This is a genomic window from bacterium (assembly GCA_018830565.1).
GTDB lineage: Bacteria > UBA9089 > JAHJRX01 > JAHJRX01 > JAHJRX01 > JAHJRX01.
In genome coordinates, this window is record JAHJRX010000052.1 from 15,600 (window position 1) to 39,921 (window position 24,322).

15 protein-coding genes are annotated in these 24,322 nt (G+C 33.4%); 6 read left to right on the plus strand and 9 right to left on the minus strand.

All coding sequences use genetic code 11. The annotated features are described in order from the left end of the window. Positions 1-257: 257 nt before the first annotated feature. From rfbD (KJ849_04825) to KJ849_04835, 3 genes are all read right to left on the minus strand, one after another. The gene (gene rfbD, locus KJ849_04825) at positions 258-1,100 is read right to left on the minus strand and encodes a dTDP-4-dehydrorhamnose reductase (protein ID MBU2599878.1); all 843 of its coding nucleotides are present in this window, start codon (positions 1,098-1,100) and stop codon (positions 258-260) included. After that, on the minus strand, positions 1,097-1,963 hold the full coding sequence (gene rfbD, locus KJ849_04830) for a dTDP-4-dehydrorhamnose reductase (protein MBU2599879.1): 867 nt from the start codon (positions 1,961-1,963) through the stop codon (positions 1,097-1,099). Before rfbD (KJ849_04830) ends, rfbD (KJ849_04825) begins: the two co-directional genes overlap by 4 nt. A 78-nt stretch (positions 1,964-2,041) precedes the next feature. Further along, entirely contained in the window at positions 2,042-3,076 is a 1,035-nt protein-coding gene (locus KJ849_04835) for a zinc-dependent dehydrogenase (GenBank protein MBU2599880.1), read from the minus strand. A gap of 641 nt (positions 3,077-3,717) precedes the next feature. Between KJ849_04835 and panB the strand changes: the two genes are divergently transcribed. After that, positions 3,718-4,515, plus strand: a complete 798-nt coding sequence (gene panB, locus KJ849_04840) for a 3-methyl-2-oxobutanoate hydroxymethyltransferase (GenBank protein ID MBU2599881.1) — start codon at positions 3,718-3,720, stop codon at positions 4,513-4,515. Positions 4,516-4,832: 317 nt separating this feature from the next. Beyond that, a complete protein-coding gene (locus KJ849_04845) occupies positions 4,833-5,123 on the plus strand; it encodes a transposase (protein ID MBU2599882.1) in 291 nt (96 codons plus the stop codon). Between the two features lie 17 nt (positions 5,124-5,140). Here KJ849_04845 and KJ849_04850 read toward each other — a convergent pair whose 3' ends face one another. The 6 genes from KJ849_04850 to gatB all read right to left on the minus strand — a co-directional run bounded on the left by KJ849_04850 (position 5,141) and on the right by gatB (position 14,626). Further along, positions 5,141-5,407 carry a cupin domain-containing protein gene (locus tag KJ849_04850; protein MBU2599883.1) on the minus strand — a complete coding sequence of 89 codons (267 nt, stop codon included), beginning with the start codon at positions 5,405-5,407 and terminating at the stop codon, positions 5,141-5,143. A 21-nt stretch (positions 5,408-5,428) separates the two neighbouring features. After that, a complete protein-coding gene (lon, locus tag KJ849_04855; GenBank protein MBU2599884.1) occupies positions 5,429-7,759 on the minus strand; it encodes an endopeptidase La in 2,331 nt (776 codons plus the stop codon). Between the two features lie 65 nt (positions 7,760-7,824). Then, positions 7,825-8,784, minus strand: a complete 960-nt coding sequence (locus KJ849_04860) for an acetyl-CoA carboxylase carboxyltransferase subunit alpha (GenBank protein MBU2599885.1) — start codon at positions 8,782-8,784, stop codon at positions 7,825-7,827. 20 nt (positions 8,785-8,804) lie between these two features. Then, the gene (locus tag KJ849_04865) at positions 8,805-9,518 is read right to left on the minus strand and encodes a hypothetical protein (GenBank protein MBU2599886.1); all 714 of its coding nucleotides are present in this window, start codon (positions 9,516-9,518) and stop codon (positions 8,805-8,807) included. Positions 9,519-9,702: 184 nt separating this feature from the next. Then, positions 9,703-13,179 carry a DNA polymerase III subunit alpha gene (locus tag KJ849_04870; protein MBU2599887.1) on the minus strand — a complete coding sequence of 1,159 codons (3,477 nt, stop codon included), beginning with the start codon at positions 13,177-13,179 and terminating at the stop codon, positions 9,703-9,705. Between the two features lie 13 nt (positions 13,180-13,192). Next, on the minus strand, positions 13,193-14,626 hold the full coding sequence (gene gatB / locus KJ849_04875) for an Asp-tRNA(Asn)/Glu-tRNA(Gln) amidotransferase subunit GatB (GenBank protein MBU2599888.1): 1,434 nt from the start codon (positions 14,624-14,626) through the stop codon (positions 13,193-13,195). Between the two features lie 475 nt (positions 14,627-15,101). On the opposite strand from gatB, the gene KJ849_04880 reads away from it, so the two are divergent. The 4 genes from KJ849_04880 to KJ849_04895 all read left to right on the plus strand — a co-directional run bounded on the left by KJ849_04880 (position 15,102) and on the right by KJ849_04895 (position 24,257). After that, entirely contained in the window at positions 15,102-16,037 is a 936-nt protein-coding gene (locus tag KJ849_04880) for a PorV/PorQ family protein (GenBank protein MBU2599889.1), read from the plus strand. Positions 16,038-16,227: 190 nt separating this feature from the next. Beyond that, the gene (locus tag KJ849_04885; GenBank protein MBU2599890.1) at positions 16,228-20,463 is read left to right on the plus strand and encodes a hypothetical protein; all 4,236 of its coding nucleotides are present in this window, start codon (positions 16,228-16,230) and stop codon (positions 20,461-20,463) included. Positions 20,464-20,534: 71 nt separating this feature from the next. Further along, positions 20,535-22,520: a FecR family protein gene (locus KJ849_04890; protein ID MBU2599891.1), complete on the plus strand. Its 1,986-nt coding sequence runs from the start codon at positions 20,535-20,537 to the stop codon at positions 22,518-22,520. Positions 22,521-22,583: 63 nt separating this feature from the next. Then, entirely contained in the window at positions 22,584-24,257 is a 1,674-nt protein-coding gene (locus KJ849_04895) for a hypothetical protein (protein MBU2599892.1), read from the plus strand. Positions 24,258-24,322: the final 65 nt, after the last annotated feature.

Consider the following 24,322-nt stretch of genomic DNA (forward strand, 5'->3'; position numbering starts at 1 on the left):
TTATCCTTTTAAGCTGTTCTCCTAAAATATAGTTTCTTAATTAAGGTATTGCGTAAGCATTTAGCCTGAAGCTTAAACAGTTTTTAGCAGTGTTAGACTATAGAGAAAAAGTGTCCAATCGCGTGCATTTCGTTTTTGCCTTGATTTTCCTGCTTCTGGCTGAACGGATTACTGGGCTGTAATGCCTTGTATCCCCCGCTGGCGGGGGTAGGGGGTGGTGCTCAAAACTAACCGCTGGTAGCTGAACACTTACTCTTTTAGGAGCATATTTCCTTTAAATAATCTTTAAGTGCTTCTTTCCAGGGCCTCATCTTATTTAATCCCATAAGTTCTAACTTATAGTTTTTAATTGCTTCAGAACGTGCCCGGGGAGCAGCTAAAGGAAAAGCAGCTGAAGAAATAGGCTTAATCTTGATATCCTTTTCTAATATCTTGGCAATCTCTAAAGCAACATCATATCGGCTACATACTCTTTCATTAGCTAAATGGTAAGTACCATAGAATTTAGTCTTAAGAAGTTCTTTCATATTAAGGACTAATTCTTTAGCGTAAGTGATAGTTCCAAATCTATCATTAACTATCAATAATTCTTCTTTTTCTCTCATTAATTGAACAATTTTACCCACAAATTTTATATCTTTTTTTCCTCCTCCTATCATCCAACCTGCTCGGATAATAAAGAACTTGTCTAATAAAGACTTGACTACATTTTCTCCTTCTAATTTAGTCTGGCCATATACACTTAAAGGATTAGGGATGTCAAATTCAGTATAAGGCTCTGTCTTTTGGCCATCAAAGACTCCTCCAGTGCTAAGATAGGTCATTTCAAGATTATATTTTTGACAAGCTAAGGCTAAAAAGTAAGTACCTAAAACATTTACTCGATAAGCATGGTCTACTTCGATTTCACATTTATCTACATTAGTTTCAGCCGCTAAATGAACAACTCCTTCTGGTCTTACTTTTTCTATAACGGAGAAGACTTGTTCTTGATCGCAAATATTTAATTCTTCTAAGTCTGTCAAGAAGAGCTCTTTTTTGTCATAGACTTCTCTTAAATAACTTCCTACCATGCCTTTACCACCAGTAACTAGGATCATTTTACTACCTCTTCAAAATTCTCTAACCAGCTTTTTAGGTAGTCGCGCAAAGCATCTTGCCAGTTACTCATCTTATTTAGCCCCAATAAATCTAATTTATAATTTCTCATAGCTTCAGATCTAACCCGAAAAGCAGGCAAAGGAAAAGCAGCCGAGGAGATAGGCATTACCAAAATATCCTTTTTCATAAATTTTACTATCTCTAAAGCCACTTCATATCGGCTGCATACTCCTTTGTTAGTCATATGATAAAGCCCAAAATAACCTGTCTTGATAATCTGCCTTATTCCTCGAACCAATTCTTTAGCATAAGTAGGACTACCAAATTTATCATTAACTACTTTTAAAACAGGACAACCTTTTTGAACAAGCTTGACAATCTTACTTACAAATTTCTTATCTTTTTCCTTTCCTCCTATCATCCAACCTGGTCGAAATATATAATATTTTTTAAGAGCCTGCATCACTACTTTATCTGCTTCCCACTTTGTCTTTCCATAAACATTTTGAGGATTAGGAGCATCAAATTCTGTGTAAGGTTCGTGTTTGTTACCGTCAAAGACTCCGGCTGTGCTAATGTGGACCATAATTATATCATTAGCTTGGCAAGCTAAGGCTACATTTTGAGTGCCAATTATATTTGTTTGAAAAGCATGGTCTATCTCAATTTCACATTTATCGACATCCGTTTCAGCAGCTAAATTAATCACGAATTCTGGCTTTAATTTAGAGATAGTCTTAAAGATTTTATTGGAGTCTCTAATATCTAAAGAATCAATATCTGTTAAGACTAACTCTTCATCCTGAAACTCCTCTTTTAAGTAACTTCCTACCATACCTTGAGCTCCAGTAACTAAAATCATCTTTACTTTCCTCCATTTATCTAAATTTAAAATTTTTATTAATCTAAAAAGTTTTATAAACTTTCTTAAGTTATTATCTTATCCTATTTTTTGTGGTTCAATAATTACCTTGATGGAATCTTGAGCAGAGACTACTAATTGGAATCCCTCGCCAGTTCTGGCTAAGGGCAACCGATGGGTAATTATTTCACTTACTTTTACTCTTTGAGCAGCAATCATTTTTAAAGCTGATATATGATCAGCCCGACTACCGGCATAAGAAGTAGTCAAAGTTATTTCACTACGCCAAAAAACATCGTTAATAGAAAGAGGAATCGTCACTCCTTTGTCGGTAGGGGCAAAAAAGAGAATAGTTCCTCCTCGTTCGACTGAATTTAAAGCTTGATTAATGGCAGGGAGAGCTCCCGTGCACAAGATAACGACATCAGCTAAGTATCCTTCATTTACTTGACGGAGGCGATTTGGTATATCTTCTTGGGCATGAAAAGCAAAATCAGCGCCAAACTTTACAGCTGCTTCTAAGCGATAAGAAGAAATATCCGTAGCTATAATTCGATGGACACCCATAGTCCTAGCTAAGTAAATATGTAATAATCCAGCCATACCACTGCCGATAATCAGTAGAGTATGAAAGAGGTTTATTTTAGCTATCCTTTGACCCCTGATAACACAAGCCAAAGGTTCAATAAAGGTGGCTTCTTCAAAAGATACTTTGTGGGGTAAGAGGTATATACCTCTATCGACATTAAGAGCAGGAATTCGAACATATTGTGAAAATCCACCGGGATCAAAATTAGTCTTTCTTAAGGTTTCGCATACCGTCTGGTGATCATTTAAACAATAATGGCAGTTATTACAAGGAACGTGGTGGGAGACCGAAACCCTGTCTCCTTTTTTAAACTGGCTTACTTCTTTTCCTGTTTCTACAATTGTTCCAGCAATTTCATGGCCTAAAACCAAAGGAATTTTATGAAGGCGATACCATTCCATAATATCACTTCCACATATGCCACTTGCTTCTATTTGAATTAATACTTCATGAGGACCAATTTTAGGTATCTCTATCTCTTCTAATCGGATATCATTATTACTATAATACATAGCTACTTTCATTATATTTGCCACTTTTATGCCACTTTTAAAATTATTGGAAATTAAGGATAAAGATGAGTAACCGTTCAAGTATCAGTTTTCAGATAGTAGTTTTATCAGGAATAAGTCCATTAAGGCAAGAGAGAAGAGGATTATCCACTACTACCTGATTTTGTTAACCTTAGCTGACTGCTGATTACTAAACGGTTACTAAGATGATAACTATCTTTAAGTCTATCGAAAATTGCTCTCCTGTCAATTAAAAAATCTCAGCAATTTTTATTCATGATAAATTAAATCCTGTCATTGTTGCACATGGACAAAACAAAGTAATTTCTCTTATTCCTGAATTTATCTTACTTCAAAATGGACATGACAAACAGGACTGCGAAAATGCTGCGGCTAACACGGGCAATTTTTCTACTTGATTATTTTGAGGGAATGGACTAATATCCAGATGGATAAATTCTCGAATAAAGAATTTTGTTCAGACTTCTTTATTCGGCTACTTATGCTTTTTACAAAAGCAATATGTTTACCTTTGATTTTGCGAGGAAATGATTTGTCAATAATTACTACCACCAAGATAAGAAAATAAAAGATAAGAGAATAAAAGAAAGCCATTAGGCAATAAATAAGACTTAATTTTGCGAGAAAATAATTTGTCAATAATTACTACCACCAAGATAAGAGAATATAAGCAGACTAAAAAGATTACTATGCTTACCGCTTATGATTACCAAGTCTCAGTTATCTTAAACGAACTGAAAGTAGATATTATCTTAGTGGGTGATTCTTTGGGGATGGTAGTTTTAGGCTACCAAGACACCTTACCAGTAACGATGGAAGAAATGATTCACCATGCCAAAGCAGTAACTAAAGCAGCTAATTATTCCTTGGTGGCCATAGATATGCCTTTTCTTTCTTATCAAGTGGATGTCAAAGATGCTATTTACAATGCTGGTAGATTAATAAAGGAAGGGAGAGCTGGCGCAGTAAAGATGGAAGGCGGCAAGGAGATTATCGATAAAGTAAAAGCAGTAGTCTCTTCTGGAATCCCAGTAATGGGACACCTTGGACTTACTCCTCAACATTGTTGCCAAATAGGTGGCTACAAAGTTCAAGGCAAAGATAGTCAAAGCGCTAAAAAGATTATTGAAGATGCTAAACTCTTAGAAGAAGCAGGAGTATTTTCCTTAGTCCTGGAATGTATTCCTTCTTCACTATCTTTAGAAATAACTAATTTAGTAAACATTCCTACTATTGGAATTGGTGCAGGAAAACACTGCGATGGACAAGTCTTAGTCATTAATGACTTATTGGGTATTTCTGATAAAAAGATGCCTAAATTTGTAAGACCATATGTCAACCTAAATCAAATTATTAAAGATGCAGTAAGAAGCTTTATAAAAGATGTAGAAACAAGTCTCTTTCCTAGCGAAGAAGAAAGCTACCATTAAAAATTCACCTGTTGTCATTGAATAGTTGCTACATCATTTTGCGAAGTCCGAAATAAAGACGGCAGAGATGATACTAAGCTGAGAGGAGATAGAGATATGCCTCCAGCATCTCAGACTTCTTACTGTAACCAAATACTTGTTAGCTAACAAGTATTTCTATACCATGCAATTGTTTTTTTCAATCCCTCTTCAAAATCAGTCTTTGCCTTAAACCCAAATTCTTAGTGAAAGTCAAGCGGGTTATTTGAAAAGGCTCTGCGAAATCAACGAGCCGATTTATAAGGCCATGCTTTTAAAAGAAAGCTTTCTTAAGGTCTATGATTACGAGTCTCCCGAAAGAAGCACAAGGCTATCTTGAGAATTGGATCAAAGACGCGCTCTCAAGCGCCGTAGGAACCTTTAGGATTATCGCCGAAAGCTTCCGGGATAAACTACAGTACATCATTAACTGGTTCAAGAAAAAGATAAGCTCGGCTATATCAGAAGGGATTAACAATAAAATTAAGCAACTTAAATGTATAGCTTACGGATACAAGGACGCTGATTACTTTAGGCTGAAAATTCACCAGCCTTGCGGGTTATTAAATCATAGGAGATATCTACAATAATTACGAAAGAACCCAAATTACATATTATATACTTTTCTAATCTTTTCCATTACTTTCCAGGTACACTTAAGTCCCTTGGGAAAAGTAACCAGATCTCCTTTATTAATTTCTACTTCTTCTGTCGAAGTAATAACTTTTACTTTTCCCTCTAAAATATACGCCGTTTCATCACTAGTATATTCCCAATCAAAAGTTGATGGCTTGCATTCCCAGCTACTCCAATTCTTTACTCCTATTGATTCTAATTTTTCAATAGAAGGCTTTTCTATCTTTATCTCGGCCATTCTTTACCTCCTCCTAAAAATCTATTGATCTTTTTTCTCCAAGATCTTTTCTTTTTCTATTAAAGCTACTTTTAGGACATCTTCTACATTCTCTACCAAGATTATTTCTAACTTATCTAATACTTCTTTAGGAACATCAATTAGATTTTTTTCATTATCTTTAGGAATAATCACTTTAAATAAATTAGCTCGATGAGCAGCTAAAATCTTTTCTTTAATCCCTCCGATCGCTAAAATTCTACCTCGCAAGGTAACTTCACCAGTCATCGCTATTTTACGATTTACTGCCTTATTAACTAACAAAGATACTAAGGCTACTACCATAGTTATACCAGCCGAAGGACCATCTTTAGGAATAGCTCCTTCTGGAAAATGAATATGGAGATCAGATTTCTTATAAAAATTAAGATCATCAATATTTAATAATTTTGCATTGGAACGAGCATAACTTAAAGCTGCTTGGGCCGACTCTTTCATTACTTCACCTAATTGACCAGTTAAAATTAAATTACCTCTTCCTGGCATTAAAGTAGCTTCCACTGTTAAAATATCACCTCCGGTCGAAGTCCAAGCTAATCCTGTAACGACACCTACTTTATTTTCTTCTTCGGTTATTTCTTTTTTAAATTTAGAGGGACCTAAGTATTTAACTAAATCTTCCTCTGTAATTAGATACAATTTCTTCTTATTCTTACCTTTTACTATGTCTTTAGCTACTTTTCGACATAAAGTAGCTAATTCTCGTTCTAAATTCCTAACTCCTGCCTCTCGAGTATATTTCCCAACAATCGAAGTCAGGACTTCCAAGCTAATCTTAATATTTTCTTTCTTTAAGCCATGGGCTTTAACTTGTTTAGGAATTAAAAACTGTTCGGCAATTTTCTTTTTTTCTTCCTCAGTATAACTTGGAAATTCTAAAACTTCCATCCGATCTTGGAGAGGAATAGGAATAGAGTATAAAACATTGGCCGTGGTAATAAACATGACATCAGATAAATCAAAAGGAACTTCTAAATAATGATCACTAAAGGAACTATTTTGTTCTGGGTCTAATACTTCTAATAAGGCAGAAGAAGGATCGCCTCTAAAATCTGTACTCATCTTGTCTACTTCATCTAACAAAAAGACAGGATTTTTAGAACCAGCTTTTCTAATCGACTGAATAATTCTTCCTGGCAAAGCCGCAACATAAGTCATGCGATGACCTCTAATTTCGGCTTCATCTCTTACTCCTCCTAAAGAAAGACGGACAAATTTTCTTCCCATCGCTTTAGCAATAGATTTAGCGACTGAAGTTTTTCCTGTCCCTGGAGGTCCCGTAAAACATAAAATGGAACCTTTCATCTTTTTAACTAATTTTTGGACAGCTAAATATTCAATAATTCTTTCTTTGGCTTTCTTTAAACCATAGTGATCTTTCTCTAAAATCTTTTCCGCTTCGTCAATATCAATCTTATCCTTAGTTTGTTTAGACCAGGGAAGAGAAACCACCCAACTTAAATAGTTCCTAATTACCGCCCCTTCTGCAGACATAAGAGGCATTTTTTCTAAACGCGAAAGCTCTCTTAATGATTTTTCTTCAACTTCCTTAGGTAGCTTAGCTTCTTTTATTTGTTTCTTGATCTCCTTAATTTCATTGATCGAATCATTGCCTTTACCTAATTCTTTTTGAATAGCTTTTATTTGTTCATGGAGGTAATATTCCTTTTGTGATTTCTCTATTTGCTTCCGGACTTCTCCTTGAATCTTTTTTTCAATTCCTAAGATTTCAATCTCTGAGTTTAATAAAGTAAAAATCTTCTTAATTCGTTCTTCATAGTCAACTAGTTCCAAAATTTCTTGTTTATTAGCCACACTTAAATTTAAATGAGCACTAATCACATCAGCCAATCTCCCAGGATTATCTATATTTTTGATAATCGACATTGCCTCAGAAGGAAGATGAGGATTTAATTTAATATATTCTTCAAATTCACTAATCAACATGCGCATTAAGGCTTCCATCTTGCTGGTCTTAAAAAACTCTTCCCTTACTTTTTTTATCTTTACATAAAAATAATCAGGATTTTCTAAATATTCTACCACTCTGGCTCGAGCAATTCCTTCAATTAAGACCTTAGTTGTTCCATCTGGAAGTTTTAAAAGTTGTAGTATTTCAGAAATAGTGCCCATTTTATAAATATCATCTTCTAAGGGTTCATTAACATTGGCTTTCTTTTGAGTACATAATAAGGTTAAGCGCTCTTTTAAGATTGCTTTTTCCAAAGCCACGACAGATCTTTCTCTGCCTACAAAAAGAGGAACAACCATATAAGGAAAGATAACAATATCTCTTAAAGGTAAAAGTGGCATCTCTTCTGGAATCTCTATCTTATTATCTTTCTCATAATCCCTAATAATCACAAACTTCTTTCCTCCTATTCTATAAATTTTCCAATTTTTCTTAATCTTTGATACCTTTCTAAAACTAGTTTAGAAACAGGTATCTTTTGAAGTTCTCTTAAATTATTTAAGATAGACAACTTGACTGAATTAAAAATTTCTTCAGGATTACGATGAGCTCCTCCTATAGGTTCTTTAATGATCTCGTCTATTACCTTTAACTTCATCAAATTATCTGAAGTTAAAGAAAGATTTTTAGCGGCTTCCTTGACCTTACTTTGATTATTCCATAAAATAGCAGCACATCCTTCAGGAGAAATTACAGAATAAACAGCATGCTCTAACATCAAGATCCGATCTCCTACTCCTATCGCTAAAGCTCCTCCGCTACCTCCCTCGCCAATAATGACTACGATGATAGGAACGGTAAGCCTTGAAAAGACTTGTAAAGATCTAGCAATGGCTTCACCTTGGCCTCGTTCTTCGGCGCCTATTCCTGGATAAGCACCTGGAGTGTCAATAAAAGTAATTAATGGTTTTGAGAATTTCTCCGCTATCTGAGCTAATCGAACAGTTTTACGATATCCTTCTGGATGAGGCATCCCAAAATTATACTCCAAGTTACTCTTAGTATCTTTACCCTTACGATGTCCTATTACCAAAACCTTATTTTCATCTAATTTAGCTATTCCTCCGACTAAAGCTTTATCATCTCTAAAAAGTCTATCACCACTAAGCTCTACAAACTCTGAAAATATCTTCCTTATATAATCTACCGTGGAAGGGCGATTAAGATGACGAGCAATTAGTACTTTTTGCCAAGGAGTTAAGTTGCTAAATATTTGCTTCTTGATCTCGGTAGCTCTAATCTCTAATGCTTCAATTTCCTTGGAAAAATCAATTCCTTTTTCTTGAGTAACTTTAAAAAGCTCAGCAATCTTTTGTTCAATTCCATCAATAGGTTTTTCAAAATCGAGAGATCCAACAAAAGCCATATCTTAAACCTTAATAAAACCTAAAATAAAGTACTTAAATACCGAATTTTAACTTGTCTGGTTACCGAACCATGGGAAAGATTCTTAAAGTCTAATTCAATCTCAAATTGTTGGTTAACAGCAAATCTTATTCCCCCATGAACATTTTTTTCCTCTTCCTGATGGTTAAATCTTATAGAGTTAGCTTCTAAAACCAAGAGTAACTCCGGGTTAATAAATAAATTTAAACCAAGATAAATAGAAGAGTCTTTAAAACCATGAGTATCAAAATTAACTCCAGCATGAGCATGACCGTTAAGTCCTAATGGTAGTATAGGTTTGGTGAAAGAAAGATAAGGTCCTTTTAATTCCTGAGATGAAAATTTAATCTTACCTTCGTATCTGGGATAACCTAAAGAATTATATCCTATCGCTACGATAGCCGGTATATACTTAGTGCCATCTAAAAGATGATATTTAGCTGAAATAAAAGGAGGAAGATCGCTCTCCATCTTTTGATCTCCAATCACCTTTTCTACATCTAAAGAAGTTCCTATCGTTAGTCGGTTAGTAATACCTAAATCTATTTTGACAAAAACCCCTCCTTCGTTATACATCTTGCAGTTTAAGTCAAAGAAACCTTTAACTAAGGTATGAGCCGTAGGAATATTGACTAATTCGGTAATCGTAGAAGAAGCTAAGGCTTTAAAAGAGAAAAAAAGTAAAGCAACAGAGATGATGATAATTTTTTTCACAAAACCTCCTTAAATTAAATTAAATTAAATTGTGGGTATTCAGCTATAGCACTTATTAATAAAAATTTGACATAGAGCAAATTAATTTAACTCCAAGCAAGTTTATCTTTTATTGCTTGGTATTATTTCCTATATCTAGTTTTCGTTAATAACTACTATATCAGCCAGCTAACAGTTATTATATTTAGAGACGGTTACTTAAGCTTTCTCTTTTCTTTTCTATCCAGACCATATCTTCTCCAAAGAGAGTCTCTATCTCTTTGATCATTTGAGTAGTTAAGGTTATATTTAATCTTGGGGAAACAGAAGTCATTACTTCTCCGTGATTAGTAGTCATAATATGCAAATATATAGGAATTTCCCCTTGGTTTTTTAAAAATATCTCTTTTAAGGATAATAAATTATCTTTTCTTATTCCAAGTGACTTAAGATTAATATGAATTTTAGAAATAAGCCTTATCTTGGCTTCCTCTAAAGGAATTACCTCTTCAAGATTAATTCTTACTTTACCTTCTACTTCTTTATTTACCTTTCCTCTAATTATTACCAACTCATTTAATTTAATTATCTCCTTAAATTTTTCGTAAACTCGAGGAAAGGCTATAGTTTCTACACTTCCTTCTAAATCTTCTATTTCCAAATAAGCCATGGAATTATTATTTTTAGTGGTCGTCTCCTTGAGGGTGTTAATAATTCCACCCATTATTATTTCTTCGCCATCTTGCCTTTTTACTACTGTTTGAGTATTATCGGTAGTGTAAACTTTTATTTCTTTTTCATATTTAGCCAAGGGATGGCTAGTAACATATAATCCTAAAACCTCTTTTTCGTATTGTAATAATTTACTTTCATTCCATTCTGGTATTTTTAAAATTTCTTGACTATATTTCTCTATTAAATGTTGATCATTTTCAATAATATTAAAGAAAGATTCCTGACCTGTTATTTTATCTTGTTGAAATTTAGAAGCCATTTCTATAGTTTGATCAATTAAAGTTATCAGTTGCGATCTTTTCATCCCGGTAAAATCAAAAGCGCCACATTTAATTAAGCTTTCCAAAACTTTTTTATTAACCAACCTTAAGTCAACTCTCTTGCAAAAATCATAAAGAGAAGTAAAGCTTCCTCTTTCCTGACGAGCCTTTTTAATTGAATTTATGGCTGTATCTCCCACATTCTTTATGGCTGAAAGACCAAAGCGAAGATTTCCTTGAGTAATAGTAAAATAGGTGTCACTCTCGTTTACGCAAGGTGGTAAAACTTCAATCTTTAAGCGCCGGCATTCAGATATATACAAGCTAATTTTATCATTATTGGAAACTTCGCTAGTCAGTAACGCCGCCATAAATTCTAAAGAGTAGTGAGTTTTTAAATAAGCTGTTTGATAAGAAATTAAAGCATAAGCAGTACTATGAGATTTATTAAATCCATATTCAGCAAATTTAAACATCAACTCAAATATTTCATTGGCCTTATTTTTAGAAACCCCATTCTTACTTGCTCCACTTATATAAAACTGGCGCATCTTTTCCATCTTCTCTGGTATTTTTTTACTCATAGCTCGACGTAATTCATCTGCTTGCCCTAAAGTAAACCCTCCTAACTCACTGGCAATTTGCATTACTTGTTCTTGGTAAACAATAATGCCATAGGTTTCCTTTAATATTCCTTCTAAACGAGGATGAAGATATCTTATCTTTATTTTATTATATTTACCTTTGATATATTCATCTAACATTCCACTATTTAGAGGGCCAGGACGATATAGAGCTAAAAGGGCAATCAAATCTTCAAAACTTTCTGGTTTTAGCTTTCTGATTAAATCTCTCATGCCAACACTTTCTAACTGGAAGATACCAATAGTTTCTGCATTTGATAAAAGTTGATAAGTTTTTAAATTATCTAAAGGAATATTATCTAAATTTATCTCTATCTTTTGATTTTCTTTGACTAATTTTATGGCATTCTTGATGACCGTAAGAGTTTTAAGTCCCAAAAAGTCCATCTTTAAAAGACCAATAGATTCTAAAGAATCTTTTGAATATTGGGTAGTAACTGAACCTCCTTTAGTGTCTTTATATAAAGGGGTATATTGAGTAACTTCCTCCTTAGAGATAACTACTCCAGCCGCATGCATAGAAGCGTGCCTTACTAATCCTTCTAATTTCATAGCTATCTTGATTAATCTTTGATGTTCTGAGCTACTCTCATATAAATCTGCAAATTCTGTTACTCGATTAAGAGTATCTTTCAAGGTTATATTTAATTCATTAGGAATTAATTTAGCTACTTTATCTACCTCTCCATAAGGGAAACCAAGAACTCTTCCTACATCTCGAATTACTTGCTTAGCTAACATTGCCCCAAAAGTTATAATTTGAGAAACATGATCTTTTCCATATTTTTTGATGATATATTCAATAATTTCGTCGCGGCGATCATCACAAAAATCAATATCAATATCAGGCATACTTATTCTCTCAGGATTTAAAAAACGTTCAAAGAACAATTTGTACCGAATAGGATCTACATTGGTAATTCCTAAGGTGTAAGCAACAATGCTTCCTGCCGCTGATCCCCTGCCCGGACCTACTAAGATTTCATTTTCCTTGGCAAACTTGATTAAATCCCAGACAATTAAGAAATATCCGGCATATTCCATTTGAGAGATCATCTTTAGTTCAAGTTCTAATCTTTTCTTAATCTCTTCGTTAACTTCTTGATATTTTTTAGATAAACCTTCAAGGCATAATTCTCTTAAGTAATTATTTAGATCTTCTTTTTGGTTTACTTGATATTGAGGAAGATAAATTTTATTAAATTCTAATTCTAAGTTGCACTTTTTAGCAATCTCCACGGTATTTTTTATGGCTTGAGGAGTTTCTTTAAAAAGTTCCTTCATTTGGGAGGAACTTTTAAAATAAAACTCGGAAGTAGAAAATTTTAAGCGATTTATTTCAGAAATAGTTTTACCGGTTTGAATACAAAGCAAAGCATCGTGTGCCTCTGCATCATCCTTGCTTAAGTAATGAGTATCATTAGTCGCCACTAAAGGCACGGACCATTCTTTCGAAAACTCAATCAGTTGTTGATTGATTATCTCTTGTTCTTTAAGGCCATTATCTTGGATTTCTAAATAAAAATCGTCTTTACCAAATATTTCTATGTATTCACTTATCACTTGTGAAGCTTTTTCTAGCTGCTTCTTTAAAACTAATGAAGGTATCTCTCCCTTTAAGCATCCAGATAAAACAATTAATCCATCGCTATAATTTCTTAAAATTTCTTTGTCGATGCGAGGTTTATAATAAAATCCTTCTAAGTAACCTAGACTCACGAGTTTCATTAAGTTTTTATAGCCTATAAAATTTTTCACTAATAAGGTCAAATGAAAAGAAGAAGCTTCATCATTCTTAGAAATGTTCTTTTCAAATCGACTACCAGGAGCAATATAAACTTCGCATCCTACAATAGGTTTAATTCCTATTCGCAAACAATGCTTATAAAATTCTACCGTTCCAAACATATTACCATGATCGGTTAAAGCTACTGCTGGCATCTTAGCTTCAAAAGCCTTTTCCACTAACTTTTCTAACCCCGTAGCTCCATCTAATAAGCTATACTCGCTATGATTATGTAAATGAACAAAGTCGCAATGCAACATCTCTTGCCTCTTAAGATCTTAGTCTTTTTAATAAAATTTGGTTAACTATCTCAGGATTTGCTTTTCCTTTGGTCTCTTTCATTACTTGGCCCACTAAAAATCCCAATACCTTGTCTTTCCCTTTTTTAAATTCTTCTACAACTTTGAAATTCTCTTTGATCACTTTCTCTAACACTTTATCTATCAACTCTTCGTCCCTTATTTGTTCTAATTCCCTTTCTTTTACAATAACACCAGGGTCTTTTCCGCTTTCATCCATCAAAACTAAAAGATCCTTAGCGATCTTACCAGAAATTACCCCTTGATCGATTAATTTTAGCATCTCGGCTAATTGAAGAGGAGTAATCTTGATTTGGCTTAAAGTTTCTTTCTTTTTACTTAAAATTCCTAATAGTTCGCTGATGATCCAATTACTTACTACTTTTGGTTTAGGATAAAATTTTACCCCTTCTTCATAATAATCAGCTAATTTTTTATCCCTTACTAATAAATGAGCATCATATTCAGGAATTTTGTATTCTTCTATAAATCTTCTGTAGCGAGGAAGAGGTAGTTCAGGCAGAGCAACTAACACTTTATTCTTTAATTCTCCTTTTATGACAAGAGGAGATAAGTCTGGTTCTGGAAAATAACGATAATCGCTTGATTCTTCCTTATTCCGCATAGGTAGAGTAATTTGTTTATCTGCATCCCAAAGGCGGGTTTCTTGAGATACCTCTTTTCCCTCATTAATTAATCTTGTTTGTCTATTAACTTCATATTCTAAAGCTTTTTGGACTCCTTTAAAAGAATTCATATTCTTAATTTCTGTCTTAGTGCCAAATTTGTTTTCACCTTTACGTCGGATAGAAACATTGGCATCACATCGTAGGGAACCTTCTTCCATATTGCAATCACATATTTCTAAATATTCCAATATATTTTTTAAGTTTAATAAGTATTCATACGTTTCTTGAATAGACTTTATTTCAGGCTCACTTACAATCTCTATTAAAGGCACCCCGCAACGGTTATAATCTACCAAACTACTCTCTTCCTCTTCAGAATGAATAAGCTTACCGGCATCTTCTTCTATCTGAATTCGATTAATACCTACTTTTTTAATAAGATTATTTTCTCCTAAGACTTCAAGATAGCCATCTTTAGCTAAAGGTTGGTCATATTGAGAAATTTGATAAGCTTTAGGCAAGTCAGGATAGAAATAATTCTTTCGGCTAAACCTGCTTATTTCTGGAATTTTACAGTTTAAAGCTAAGGCAGCTTTTAAAGCATAAATTAACACTTTTTCATTTAAGACTGGTAATGCTCCAGGAAGTCCCAAGCAGACTGGACATACTTGAGAATTAGGAATAGCTCCAAATTGAGTAGGGCAATGACAAAATAATTTAGAATTGGTGTTTAATTGAGCATGAACCTCTAATCCAATAATTACTTCATAGTCCATAAATTAAGAATCCAGAAAAAACAGAAGCATTCAGCTATCAGCCAGCAAAAGCCACAAAGCCAAGACAAAGAAAACTGTCCTGACTTCATCACTTTGCTGCTTTTTGTCTCGTAATGCTTTGTCCAAACTAACGGCTGAAAGCTTACTATTAACTTTAGTCTTTTATCTTAGATAGAATACCATAGATAATATATTTAGTCAATTTAAAAAATCTCAGCTTACGAATTCCCCAAGTTTGTAAAAAAAAAGAAAAAAACCCTTGACAAAAATAAAAATATATGTCATCTTTATTATTAATATAAGATAAGATTTTTTTTAAAAACAGAAGCGAAAAAGCTAGCTCATTATTAAGTAATGAGTTGGAAAGCTAATGAGCCTGAAAAGGTGAAAGCCAAGTTGCCGAAAGCTGTTTTGCAATAGCGTTCGAGAGCTTGGCTTTTTTATTTGTTACCATCCTTAACTTGAGAAAATATTTATGAGTTATCTTAAATCTTCTTTAGTCTTAATAATTAATCTTTTATCTCTTTTTGTCTTTTTTGATTATTCTTTAGCCATCCATGAGAAAGCTGGTACGATGGGAGCTAATTTTCTTAAGATTGGAATGTCAGCTAAGGCTACCTCTATGGCTAATTCCTTTACCGCTATTTATGGAGATATTAATACCCTTAATTATAATCCTGCTGGTCTATCTCAAATAAAGAATAAGCAAGTTTACACCATGTATAATATGTGGTTTCAAGATATTAAACATGGATATCTGGCTTTAGCTATTCCTTTAAGTTTTAGAGATGTAATGGGGCTAAGTTTTAATTACCTTAAAATAGATGAGATAAGAAAAACAAACGATACTTACCCTTCTGGAGACCTTTCCTTAGGTACTTTTAACGCCTCTGATCTGGCTATTACTTTATCTAACGCTTTTGACATCAATGAGCATCTTAGTTTAGGCATTAATCTTAAAGTAATTAAAGAAAAGCTAGCTAATTATAAGACCTCAAATCTATTAAGTGGAGACCTTGGCGCTTTAATTAAATTACCTTTCCAAGATTTAACGATGGGCTTCTGTATCTTAAATATGGGACAAAAGATTAAATTTGAACAAGAAAAAGACTCTCTTCCTTTAACTTATAAAATAGGCATCTCTTCTAAGTTATTTAAAAAGAATTTATTAGTAGCTCTTGAGATAAATAAGCCCACTGACAATGAATTAAACTATCGATTGGGAACAGAATATACAATTGCTAAAACATTGGCTTTAAGAGCAGGATACTTATCTGGTCCTGAGGAAGTAAGAAATAATATCACTTATGGTCTGGGCTTAAAACTCTTTAAGGTGGCTTTGGATTATGCTTTTACTCCTTTTGATGATTTAGGGGATACTCACAAGATTTCACTTACCACTTCATTCTAAACCTATCTTTTAAAGAAGCTATAAACTATATAGTAGTTATTAACATAGCACTTATTAACGAAAATCGGATATAGGAAATAATGCCGAGCGATAAAAGATAAACTTGTTTGCCCTTAAATTAATTTGCTCTATGTCAAATTTTCATTAATAAGTGCTATAAATTTTAAATAAGATCATTCAGGAATATCTTATGAAAAAGACCTTTAAATTATTATCCATATTTTTCTTAACAATCTCCTGGCTGGTGCTCTATCTTTTTATCCATAATTCTTTTGCCGAAACCATAAATTTTGCTTTAGCTTCAAAAGGAATGGTAAAGAGCTTTAGTTCTTCTCCTCCTTATCAAAGCCAGCCCACTTCGTGCATAAACAATGGAAAGGTTGATGGTTGGTTTGTTACTGAGGGGAGTAAGGACACCTGGATGAAATATGAATTTAATCAACCTTGTTTTATTAACAAAACTCGATTTTATACCTACTGGGGCGACTATCGAGACTGTCCTAAAGATGTAACCTTATCCTTTAGTGATGGTTCGACGGTAAATATTTCTCTTGTGGCGATAACTGGTTGGCAAGAATTTAGTTTTCCTCTTCGAGAAGTAACTTCGATTAGGTGGGATGTTAATTCAATCCATAAATCTAACACCAGTGGTTGGGATTGGATGAATTATTATGAATGGGAAGTTTCTCTTGAGGTAAATTTAAGCATTGTGGAGCCAAATGCTAATATTTATTCTTCAAATCCTCAATTAGGAATTTCATGGAAGACGGACATACCTAATTTAATATTAGACGGGGCAAATTTATATTATAGTGCTGATAATGGGCAAAGTTGGACATCCCTTGCCTCTAATATTACTTCAACTAGTTATCTTTGGAATTTAAGTAGTATCTCAAAAGGTGATTATAGAATTAAGGCCGAAGGAAAATATAATAATGAGACCATTACGGCTATTTTTCCAAAAATAATTAGAAATAATTTTCCTGTTTCGTCTTTTAATTTGGCTGGATTTTCAGGGACATCTGGCACCGTTACCAATGGTGGCCAGAGAAAATATACTTTTTCTGAGGAATATCTTCTTAGAGAGATAGAAGTTTCTTGCTCTCGATATGTTTTATATCCTATCTCTACCGAAATTATTATCCAAAATTCTTCTAATGAGACTAAATTTAACCTTCCAGGAGATATATTTAAAATTAAAGCCTATGTTAATAATAGTAATTCACCAACTAACCATACTTATACATATACATTTAACCCCCCCATCTTAGCTAAATCCATTGAATATAAAACATTATCATATGATAATAGTATTTGTGCTTGGAGTGGACAGGCATTCTTTAATATTACTGATTTTAAGATAGAGGGTGAGGATAAAGTCGTTACTATTGTAGGAAATAATAATAACCAAATTCCTACTTTAAATTTTATTGGAAACAAAGAGATTGCAGAAGATTCATTTTTAACCTTCGATCTCTCTGCCTCTGATCCCGATGGTGGTTCTCTTACTTACAGTGCTTTTAATCTACCAACAGGCGCTGCCCTTACTGGTCAGACCTTTACTTGGACTCCTACTTTTGACCAAGCTCAAGATTACCAACTGACCTTTAAGGTTACTGACCTTGATCAAGCTTCCGCAGAAGAGACTGTCTTAATTAAAGTTACTAATACCAACCGCTCTCCTGTCTTAACTAAGATTGAGAGTAAAACAATTAAGGAGAACGCTCTCTTGACCTTTGATCTCTCCGCCTCTGATCTTGATGGTGGTTCTCTTACTTACAGTGCTTTTAATCTACCAACAGGCGCTGCCCTTACTGGTCAGACCTTTACCTGGACCCCTGCTTTTGACCAGGCTAAAGATTACTCACTGACCTTCAAGGTTACTGACCTTGATCAAGCTTCCTCGGAAGAGACTGTCTTAATTAAAGTTACTAATACCAACCGCTCTCCTGTCTTAACTAAGATAGAACCAAAAGAAGGAGAAATTTATAGTAAAGAAATAAATATTAAATACTACGCCTATGATCAAGACGATGATTCTTTATCTTTATCTATTTTTTATAGTGATGACTCAGGAAATAGTTGGAAGAAGGTAGCTAATTCTATAAAGATTAATTCTGGAGCTGGCGAATATCTTTGGAACTTAGAAAAGGGCAATATCAAGGATGGGCTAAACTATCGATTAAAGCTAACCGTAACAGATAGACCAGAACAAAGTTTTAATGGATTTTCCCAGACTGCATTATTGACCAAAGATTTTACTATTGGAAATGTTATTTCTACCCGAGAGAGATTAGAGATTAAGAAAGATTTTGTCCAAATCTCAATTAGTGAAGATACTTTTACTGAAAATACTGAAAAGGCAAAATTAATTGTTTCTTCTTATCAAGAATTAAATGAAGAAAAGAAAGAAAAGATTAATCAAGCTATTACCAATACAAAGAATTTAAACATTAGAGTAAATTCTACTTGCGAGTTTAATCTTTTTACCCAGACCAATAGTGAGTATCAAGGAAACTTTAGTAAACCGGTGGTGATAAAGATTCCTTATCCTGAAAATATTATCTTAGATGATGGAACCTTGTTAAAACCAGAAGCTTTTAAGATATATAGATTAGACCCTGATAAGCTTACTTGGAATTTAGTCCCATACCAGGCAAAGGACTTTTTGGACAAAGAAAATAAATTAATCAAGGCAAGCTTAAATCATTTTTCTATCTATGCTCTTGGCTATTCATCTCCCGAGATTAGCTTACTTTCTCCTACCAAAGATTCTCTTTCAGACCAAGTTTGGATTGGAAAAAGGACTATTAAATGGAGAGCTGATGACAAGGATTTAGATTCTCTTTGTATAAATGTAGAGATGAGTAATAATCAGGGAAAGTCTTGGCGTCGGATAAACGAAATAAAAGAAGAAGTCATCCATCAAGTTAGAGAAGAAGGAAGTAATGAAGGTGAGATCTCTATTGATACAAGAAATTACCTTGATGGCGGTTATCTTATTAAGCTGACTGTTAGTGATGGCTATCTAAAAAATTTCGTGGTTTCTTCACCGTTTATAATTGATAATTATGACCTTATTCCTGCTAATAAATGGGCGATGATCTCTATTCCTAGAAATACTCCTCCTGTGATAGTAGGCAGTGTTTTTAACCAGATAGATCCAAATAATATAAAGGTTTACCGTTGGCTGGAAAGCGAAGAAGAAGATGCCATTACTTTAAAATATCGTTCTGCTAAAGAATTTTATCCTGGAATAGGATATTGGATAAAGGTCTCTCAAGATACCCCTGAAATTAAGTGTCAAGTAGAAGGGAATTTCGTGGATCTTAACTTACCTTATGTAGTTTCTCTTATTTCTGGCTGGAATCAAATTGGCAATCCTTTCCCATATCCTGTAGATTGGAATAAGGTTCAAGTAGTTTACGAAGATAATAAATTAAGCCTTTCTCAAGCAGTTAAAAAGGGTTTATTAGCTTCTTTGCCTTGGGATAGCAAAGATAGTTTTAATCCCCAAGCGATCAGTGTTTTAAAACCTTGGCATGGTTGTTGGATAAAAGCTTTTTCTAATTGCCAAATTATCATCCCTAATTCTCCGGCTACAAATTTACCACCCTCTCCTATGTCTATTTCTTCTCTTCAAGGTAAAGATAATTGGCAAATTCAACTTATCGCTACCAGTAAAGAACATAAAGATAGCAACAATTATCTAGGTATAAACACTGCTTCTTGTAATGACTACGATCATCAGGATTTAAATGAACCTCCTCTGGTTTCACCTTACTTATCGCTTTATTTTCCTCACTATGAATGGAAGACCAATCCAGGAATTTACGCTTTTGATACAAGAGAGCCTTTTAAGAATTTTCAAAGTTGGAATTTTGTGGTCTCTACTGACATGCCCAACGAAGAGATTACTCTTTTTTGGGAAAATATAGATAGTGTTCCCACTAAATATAAGATTATTCTTCATGATGGAGAAAAAGAAATTGATCTGCGAACTAATAAGACTTTAGTTTTTAATTCTGGGAAATATGGCCTTAAGAAGTCTTTTACCATTTCTATTGCCACTAAGTGGTATTCAGAGACCCTTAAGATTAAAGATCTCTATAACTTCCCCAATCCTGTGACTGAGGGAGAAACAACCTTAGTGGCTGAAGTCTATAGACCAGAAGAAGGAGTTTCTGTAACTTATAAGATTTATAGCATTTCAGGAGAATTAATTACTCAAGGAATTCTTGAAAAAGGTAATCCCCAAAAAGGAAACTTTAATCTAAGTAAAGAAGGAACTTATTTTTCTACTTCTTGGAATTGTAGAAACTCTGCTCAAAAAAGAGTGGCTAGTGGAGTCTATATCTTAATAATTACTGCTCAATATCAAAATCAAAAAGTTTCTAAATCCGAGAAGATGGCTGTAGTCTTTTAAAATTAATCCTCTGATCTTCTTTAATCCTACGCTTTATTATAACCTTACTTTTATCTATTGGAGGTATTGCTTTGAAGAATGTTTTACTATTTACGGTGTTTACCTTTGTCTTTTTATTAAACTTCCAAACATACCTTCACGCTCAAGTTAAAAAAGCTAACGCTAAAGGGATAGCGATGGTAACGGTCACTTATATTCAAGGACAAGTAGAGGTAAAAAAGTCAAATGATAAAGAATGGACTTTAGCTAAACTTAATATGATTCTTCACCAAGAAGACAGACTTCGAACTAGACTACTCTCCAATACGGAGATTAAGTTTGAAGATGGAAGTATCGTTAAGGTTGGGGAAAATACAATGATAGACATAAAAGAATTAACTCTGGATAGAGAAACATTAGAGCAAGAATCTTCTATCAAGTTGTGGCTTGGAAAGATTAGAGCTCGGATCGAGAAACTTAGACAAAAGAATTCCCGATTTAATGTAATCACTCCTACCGCCATTGTAGGAGTTAGGGGAACAACTTTTATTGTTTGCGTAGAAGAAGATAAGACAACTAAGGCCTTGGTAGAAGTAGGTGAGATTTACTTTAGAGGAAGTAGTCAGTTACCGGAAGAGGAAGTTACCTTAAAAAGTAGTGAGTTTTCAATAAGTTCTACTGATGGAACTAAAGTTACTCCACCTCAAAAGATTTCCCCTGAAGAGATAGAAAAGATAAAAGAAGAGGTAAAAGAGATAAAAAGCCTTGAAATTATAGAAAATAAAGAGGAGCCAAAAGATAAGGATAAAGAAGTTTCTTCTCCTGCCAAAGATCCTGCCAAAGAAGAAACTTCTCCAGAAGTTATAGAAACTAAGAAAGAGGATCCAGAAGAAGACAAAGAAGAGTCAGAAGTGAAAATTACTCAATTGTCTATGGCTCCCATAGTCTCTGAGGTTAATCCTCCTAAGCTAGTTTTTCCTCAATCAGGAGCCTTGGTTTCTAAAAATTATCTTAATGTTAAAGGGATAAGCGATTCAAGAAATAAGATTACCTTCACGGTCATAAAAGGATCTATCTATAATACAAGTGCTGATCAAAATGGAAACTGGAATATTAACCAAGTTTATTTACCCGAAGGAGAATGCACGATTAATATGATGGCTACCAATCAAGATAATCTATCCAGCGAAGTGGTTTCTTTAAATCTTTTAGTCGATACTTACACTCTTAAGCCTAAGATCATCTTTCCTTCCCCTGGTAGTATTTTAAATTCAGTTATTACTGATATCTCAGGAAATGCTGAACCTAATAGTAGTATTGCTTTAAGTATTAATGAAAGCCAAAGCTTAAATACTGTTTCAGATGACTCAGGAAACTTTTCATTTCAAGGAGTTGCTCTTTGTAAGCCTACTCCGGTCAAGATTAACTACTACCTTTCTAATCAAGATAAGTTTGTCAACTATATTCCAAAGTTATTTTTAAACTTATCAGCAATTCCTCCTAATGGTGTTTATAATTTTAAGATTATCGCTACTGATAAAGTAAAAAATGTCAGTGAACCAACGATATCTAAAGTAGAAGTAGTTGTTCCTATGGCCTTATCTATTAACGATCGAGAGTTGCAATTATTTGGCCCTCTTTATAACTATACCTATGAAGCACCTCATTGGGAATTGGGATATAATAAAATAGAGATAACTGCTTCTTACCAAGAAGGCATAAAAAGATACGTTTCTGTTCCTACTCCATACTATGACTACCTTTCCCCAGTTATTCTTACCAAGAGGAAAGATTTAAGAAATGTAGCCGGAAAGAATTACTTGGTTTTAACTTTAAATGTATTTGATGAGGGCAGTGGGATTCGTAAGGTTATGGCTAATGACCTCTCTATGGTTAAAACAGAAGAAGGTATCTATGAATGGACTTGTCCTGGCCAAATATACCAAAAAGATATCTCCGCGAAAATAAAGATTGAAGATTTTGCAGGAAATATCACTACCGAAAATTTATTTTATTCTTGGATGCAAATAAAGAATGAGCTTAATATCGATATTCCTCCTCTTCCAGAAGAAAGATGATCATTCAAGATGTTTTTCATCTTTAACATCAGATGAGTAAATTTAACAAGTATAGCTTACCTATTGAAGACAAAACTCTTTATCTTTTTTTTATTATTAGGAATATTAAGAATAGAATCCTCCTCTGCTTTAGAGGCTTTTGCTTTTCCTCTTAATGGTAGTGCTACCTTATCCACAAAACAAATTAATATCAATAAATATAGTTCTCTTTATCAAGAAGGAAATACCTTTTCTTTAAAATCTATTCTTATGGGAAAAATGATCTCTAGTGATTTTACGGGGTTAATAAATATCAATAAAGATAAAGATAGTCTTAATGTTGAAAATCTCTTCCTGGAGATGCCTTATCAAGATACTAAGATGGAAATTGGTGATTTTTATTTAAGATATACTTCATTTGGTCTTGATAATCTAAAAATTAGAGGAATAAACCTCGAGCACAGCTTGATAAAAGATAAAGCTTCTCTTTTTTCTTCTTACGGTCTTTCCCAAGAAAAAAGAGAAGCTTTAAGTGAGGATGTCAACCAAAATAACTTAATTGATTATGGAGAAGATAAGAATCAAAATGGTCAATTAGATAGCTATGATGGTATCTTTGCTCAATTTATAACCGCCACCAGAATTAATCTTAAGATGTTTAAAAATACTAACTTAAATTTAAACTACTTTAAGATTCAAGATAAGGCTTCTTCTATTGCTAATCCCAAGGAAGTATACCCTTACAGTATTGTTACTCCCATAGGAAATAATCATCTTAGCTTAGATGGAGATATTTCCCTTTATGGAAAAGGAAAATATCTCCATCGTCTTTTATTTGAATACAACCGTAGTTACTTTGATTTAGATACTAAGGATGTCCAAGAATATAAAGCAGATGATGCTTATCAAATAACCTTGGCTAATAAAATAAACAAGACCAACTTTAATCTTACTTATTTTCACATCAAGCCAGACTATAAGACCGCTGGTAATTTATTCTTATTAAGTAATCAAAGAGGCTTTAAATTGCATACTTTATTCTCCGCTAAGAGTATTTCATTAAATATGGATAACGAATCTTACCAAGACAACTTAGACAAGATAAATAATCTCCTTACTACTAAGACAAACATTTTTAAATCTAATTTAAATTTAACTTTATCATCTTGGCCAAAATTAAGTTTTGGCCATAAACTATCTCGAAAAAAAAGCAACTTCTTATCTTCGTTATCACCTTCAAAAATAAGTAAAAAAGAAGAAACTTTTTCTTTTGGAGTAACTCAAAATTTTGAAGATTTAGGATACTTTGTTAATACTCAATTATCTAATTACTTAAATAATTCTCTCTATAAATCTGAGTATAAACCTGCCCCTTGCCAAAATATTACTCTTAATTTAAACTTAAATACTTATCCTAAGAAGAAGGGTTTCTCTACGAGTTCTTATCTTGCTTATAATAGATTTACCAATAAAGGTACTGGTGACTGTGATGAGTCTGGCCAAGTCAATCTTGGGGCTTCTTATTATTTAATTCCAGCCAAGCTAATATTTTCTCCAGAGTATAAAATTACTATCCGTTTTTTTAATAAAGAGTTAAGATCGAAAAATCAAGTCCTTGGTTGGCAAGGAAAGTATTACTTTTCAATTAATAAGGTTTTTTCTCTTTCATACAAAAATATAAGACAAGAAGATCCAGAAAATGAAAGAGAATGCTTTAAATCTCATTTATTTGAATTAGAAACCACCTTGGTCTTTTAATCTTCTTGTTCTTGCTTTTTTATCCCAAGATGAATAGCCAGTGAATCAATAATTTTTTCTACCAA

Bases quoted from the DNA above. Each gene is read 5' to 3' on its own strand.
- KJ849_04880 (MBU2599889.1), top strand. From the start codon at position 15,102: ATGAGTTATCTTAAATCTTCTTTAGTCTTAATAATTAATCTTTTATCT.
- gatB (MBU2599888.1), bottom strand. From the start codon at position 14,626: ATGGACTATGAAGTAATTATTGGATTAGAGGTTCATGCTCAATTAAAC.
- rfbD (MBU2599878.1), bottom strand. From the start codon at position 1,100: ATGATCCTAGTTACTGGTGGTAAAGGCATGGTAGGAAGTTATTTAAGA.
- KJ849_04885 (MBU2599890.1), top strand. From the start codon at position 16,228: ATGAAAAAGACCTTTAAATTATTATCCATATTTTTCTTAACAATCTCC.
- rfbD (MBU2599879.1), bottom strand. From the start codon at position 1,963: ATGATTTTAGTTACTGGAGCTCAAGGTATGGTAGGAAGTTACTTAAAA.
- KJ849_04835 (MBU2599880.1), bottom strand. From the start codon at position 3,076: ATGAAAGTAGCTATGTATTATAGTAATAATGATATCCGATTAGAAGAG.
- KJ849_04850 (MBU2599883.1), bottom strand. From the start codon at position 5,407: ATGGCCGAGATAAAGATAGAAAAGCCTTCTATTGAAAAATTAGAATCA.
- lon (MBU2599884.1), bottom strand. From the start codon at position 7,759: ATGCCACTTTTACCTTTAAGAGATATTGTTATCTTTCCTTATATGGTT.
- KJ849_04845 (MBU2599882.1), top strand. From the start codon at position 4,833: ATGATTACGAGTCTCCCGAAAGAAGCACAAGGCTATCTTGAGAATTGG.
- KJ849_04860 (MBU2599885.1), bottom strand. From the start codon at position 8,784: ATGGCTTTTGTTGGATCTCTCGATTTTGAAAAACCTATTGATGGAATT.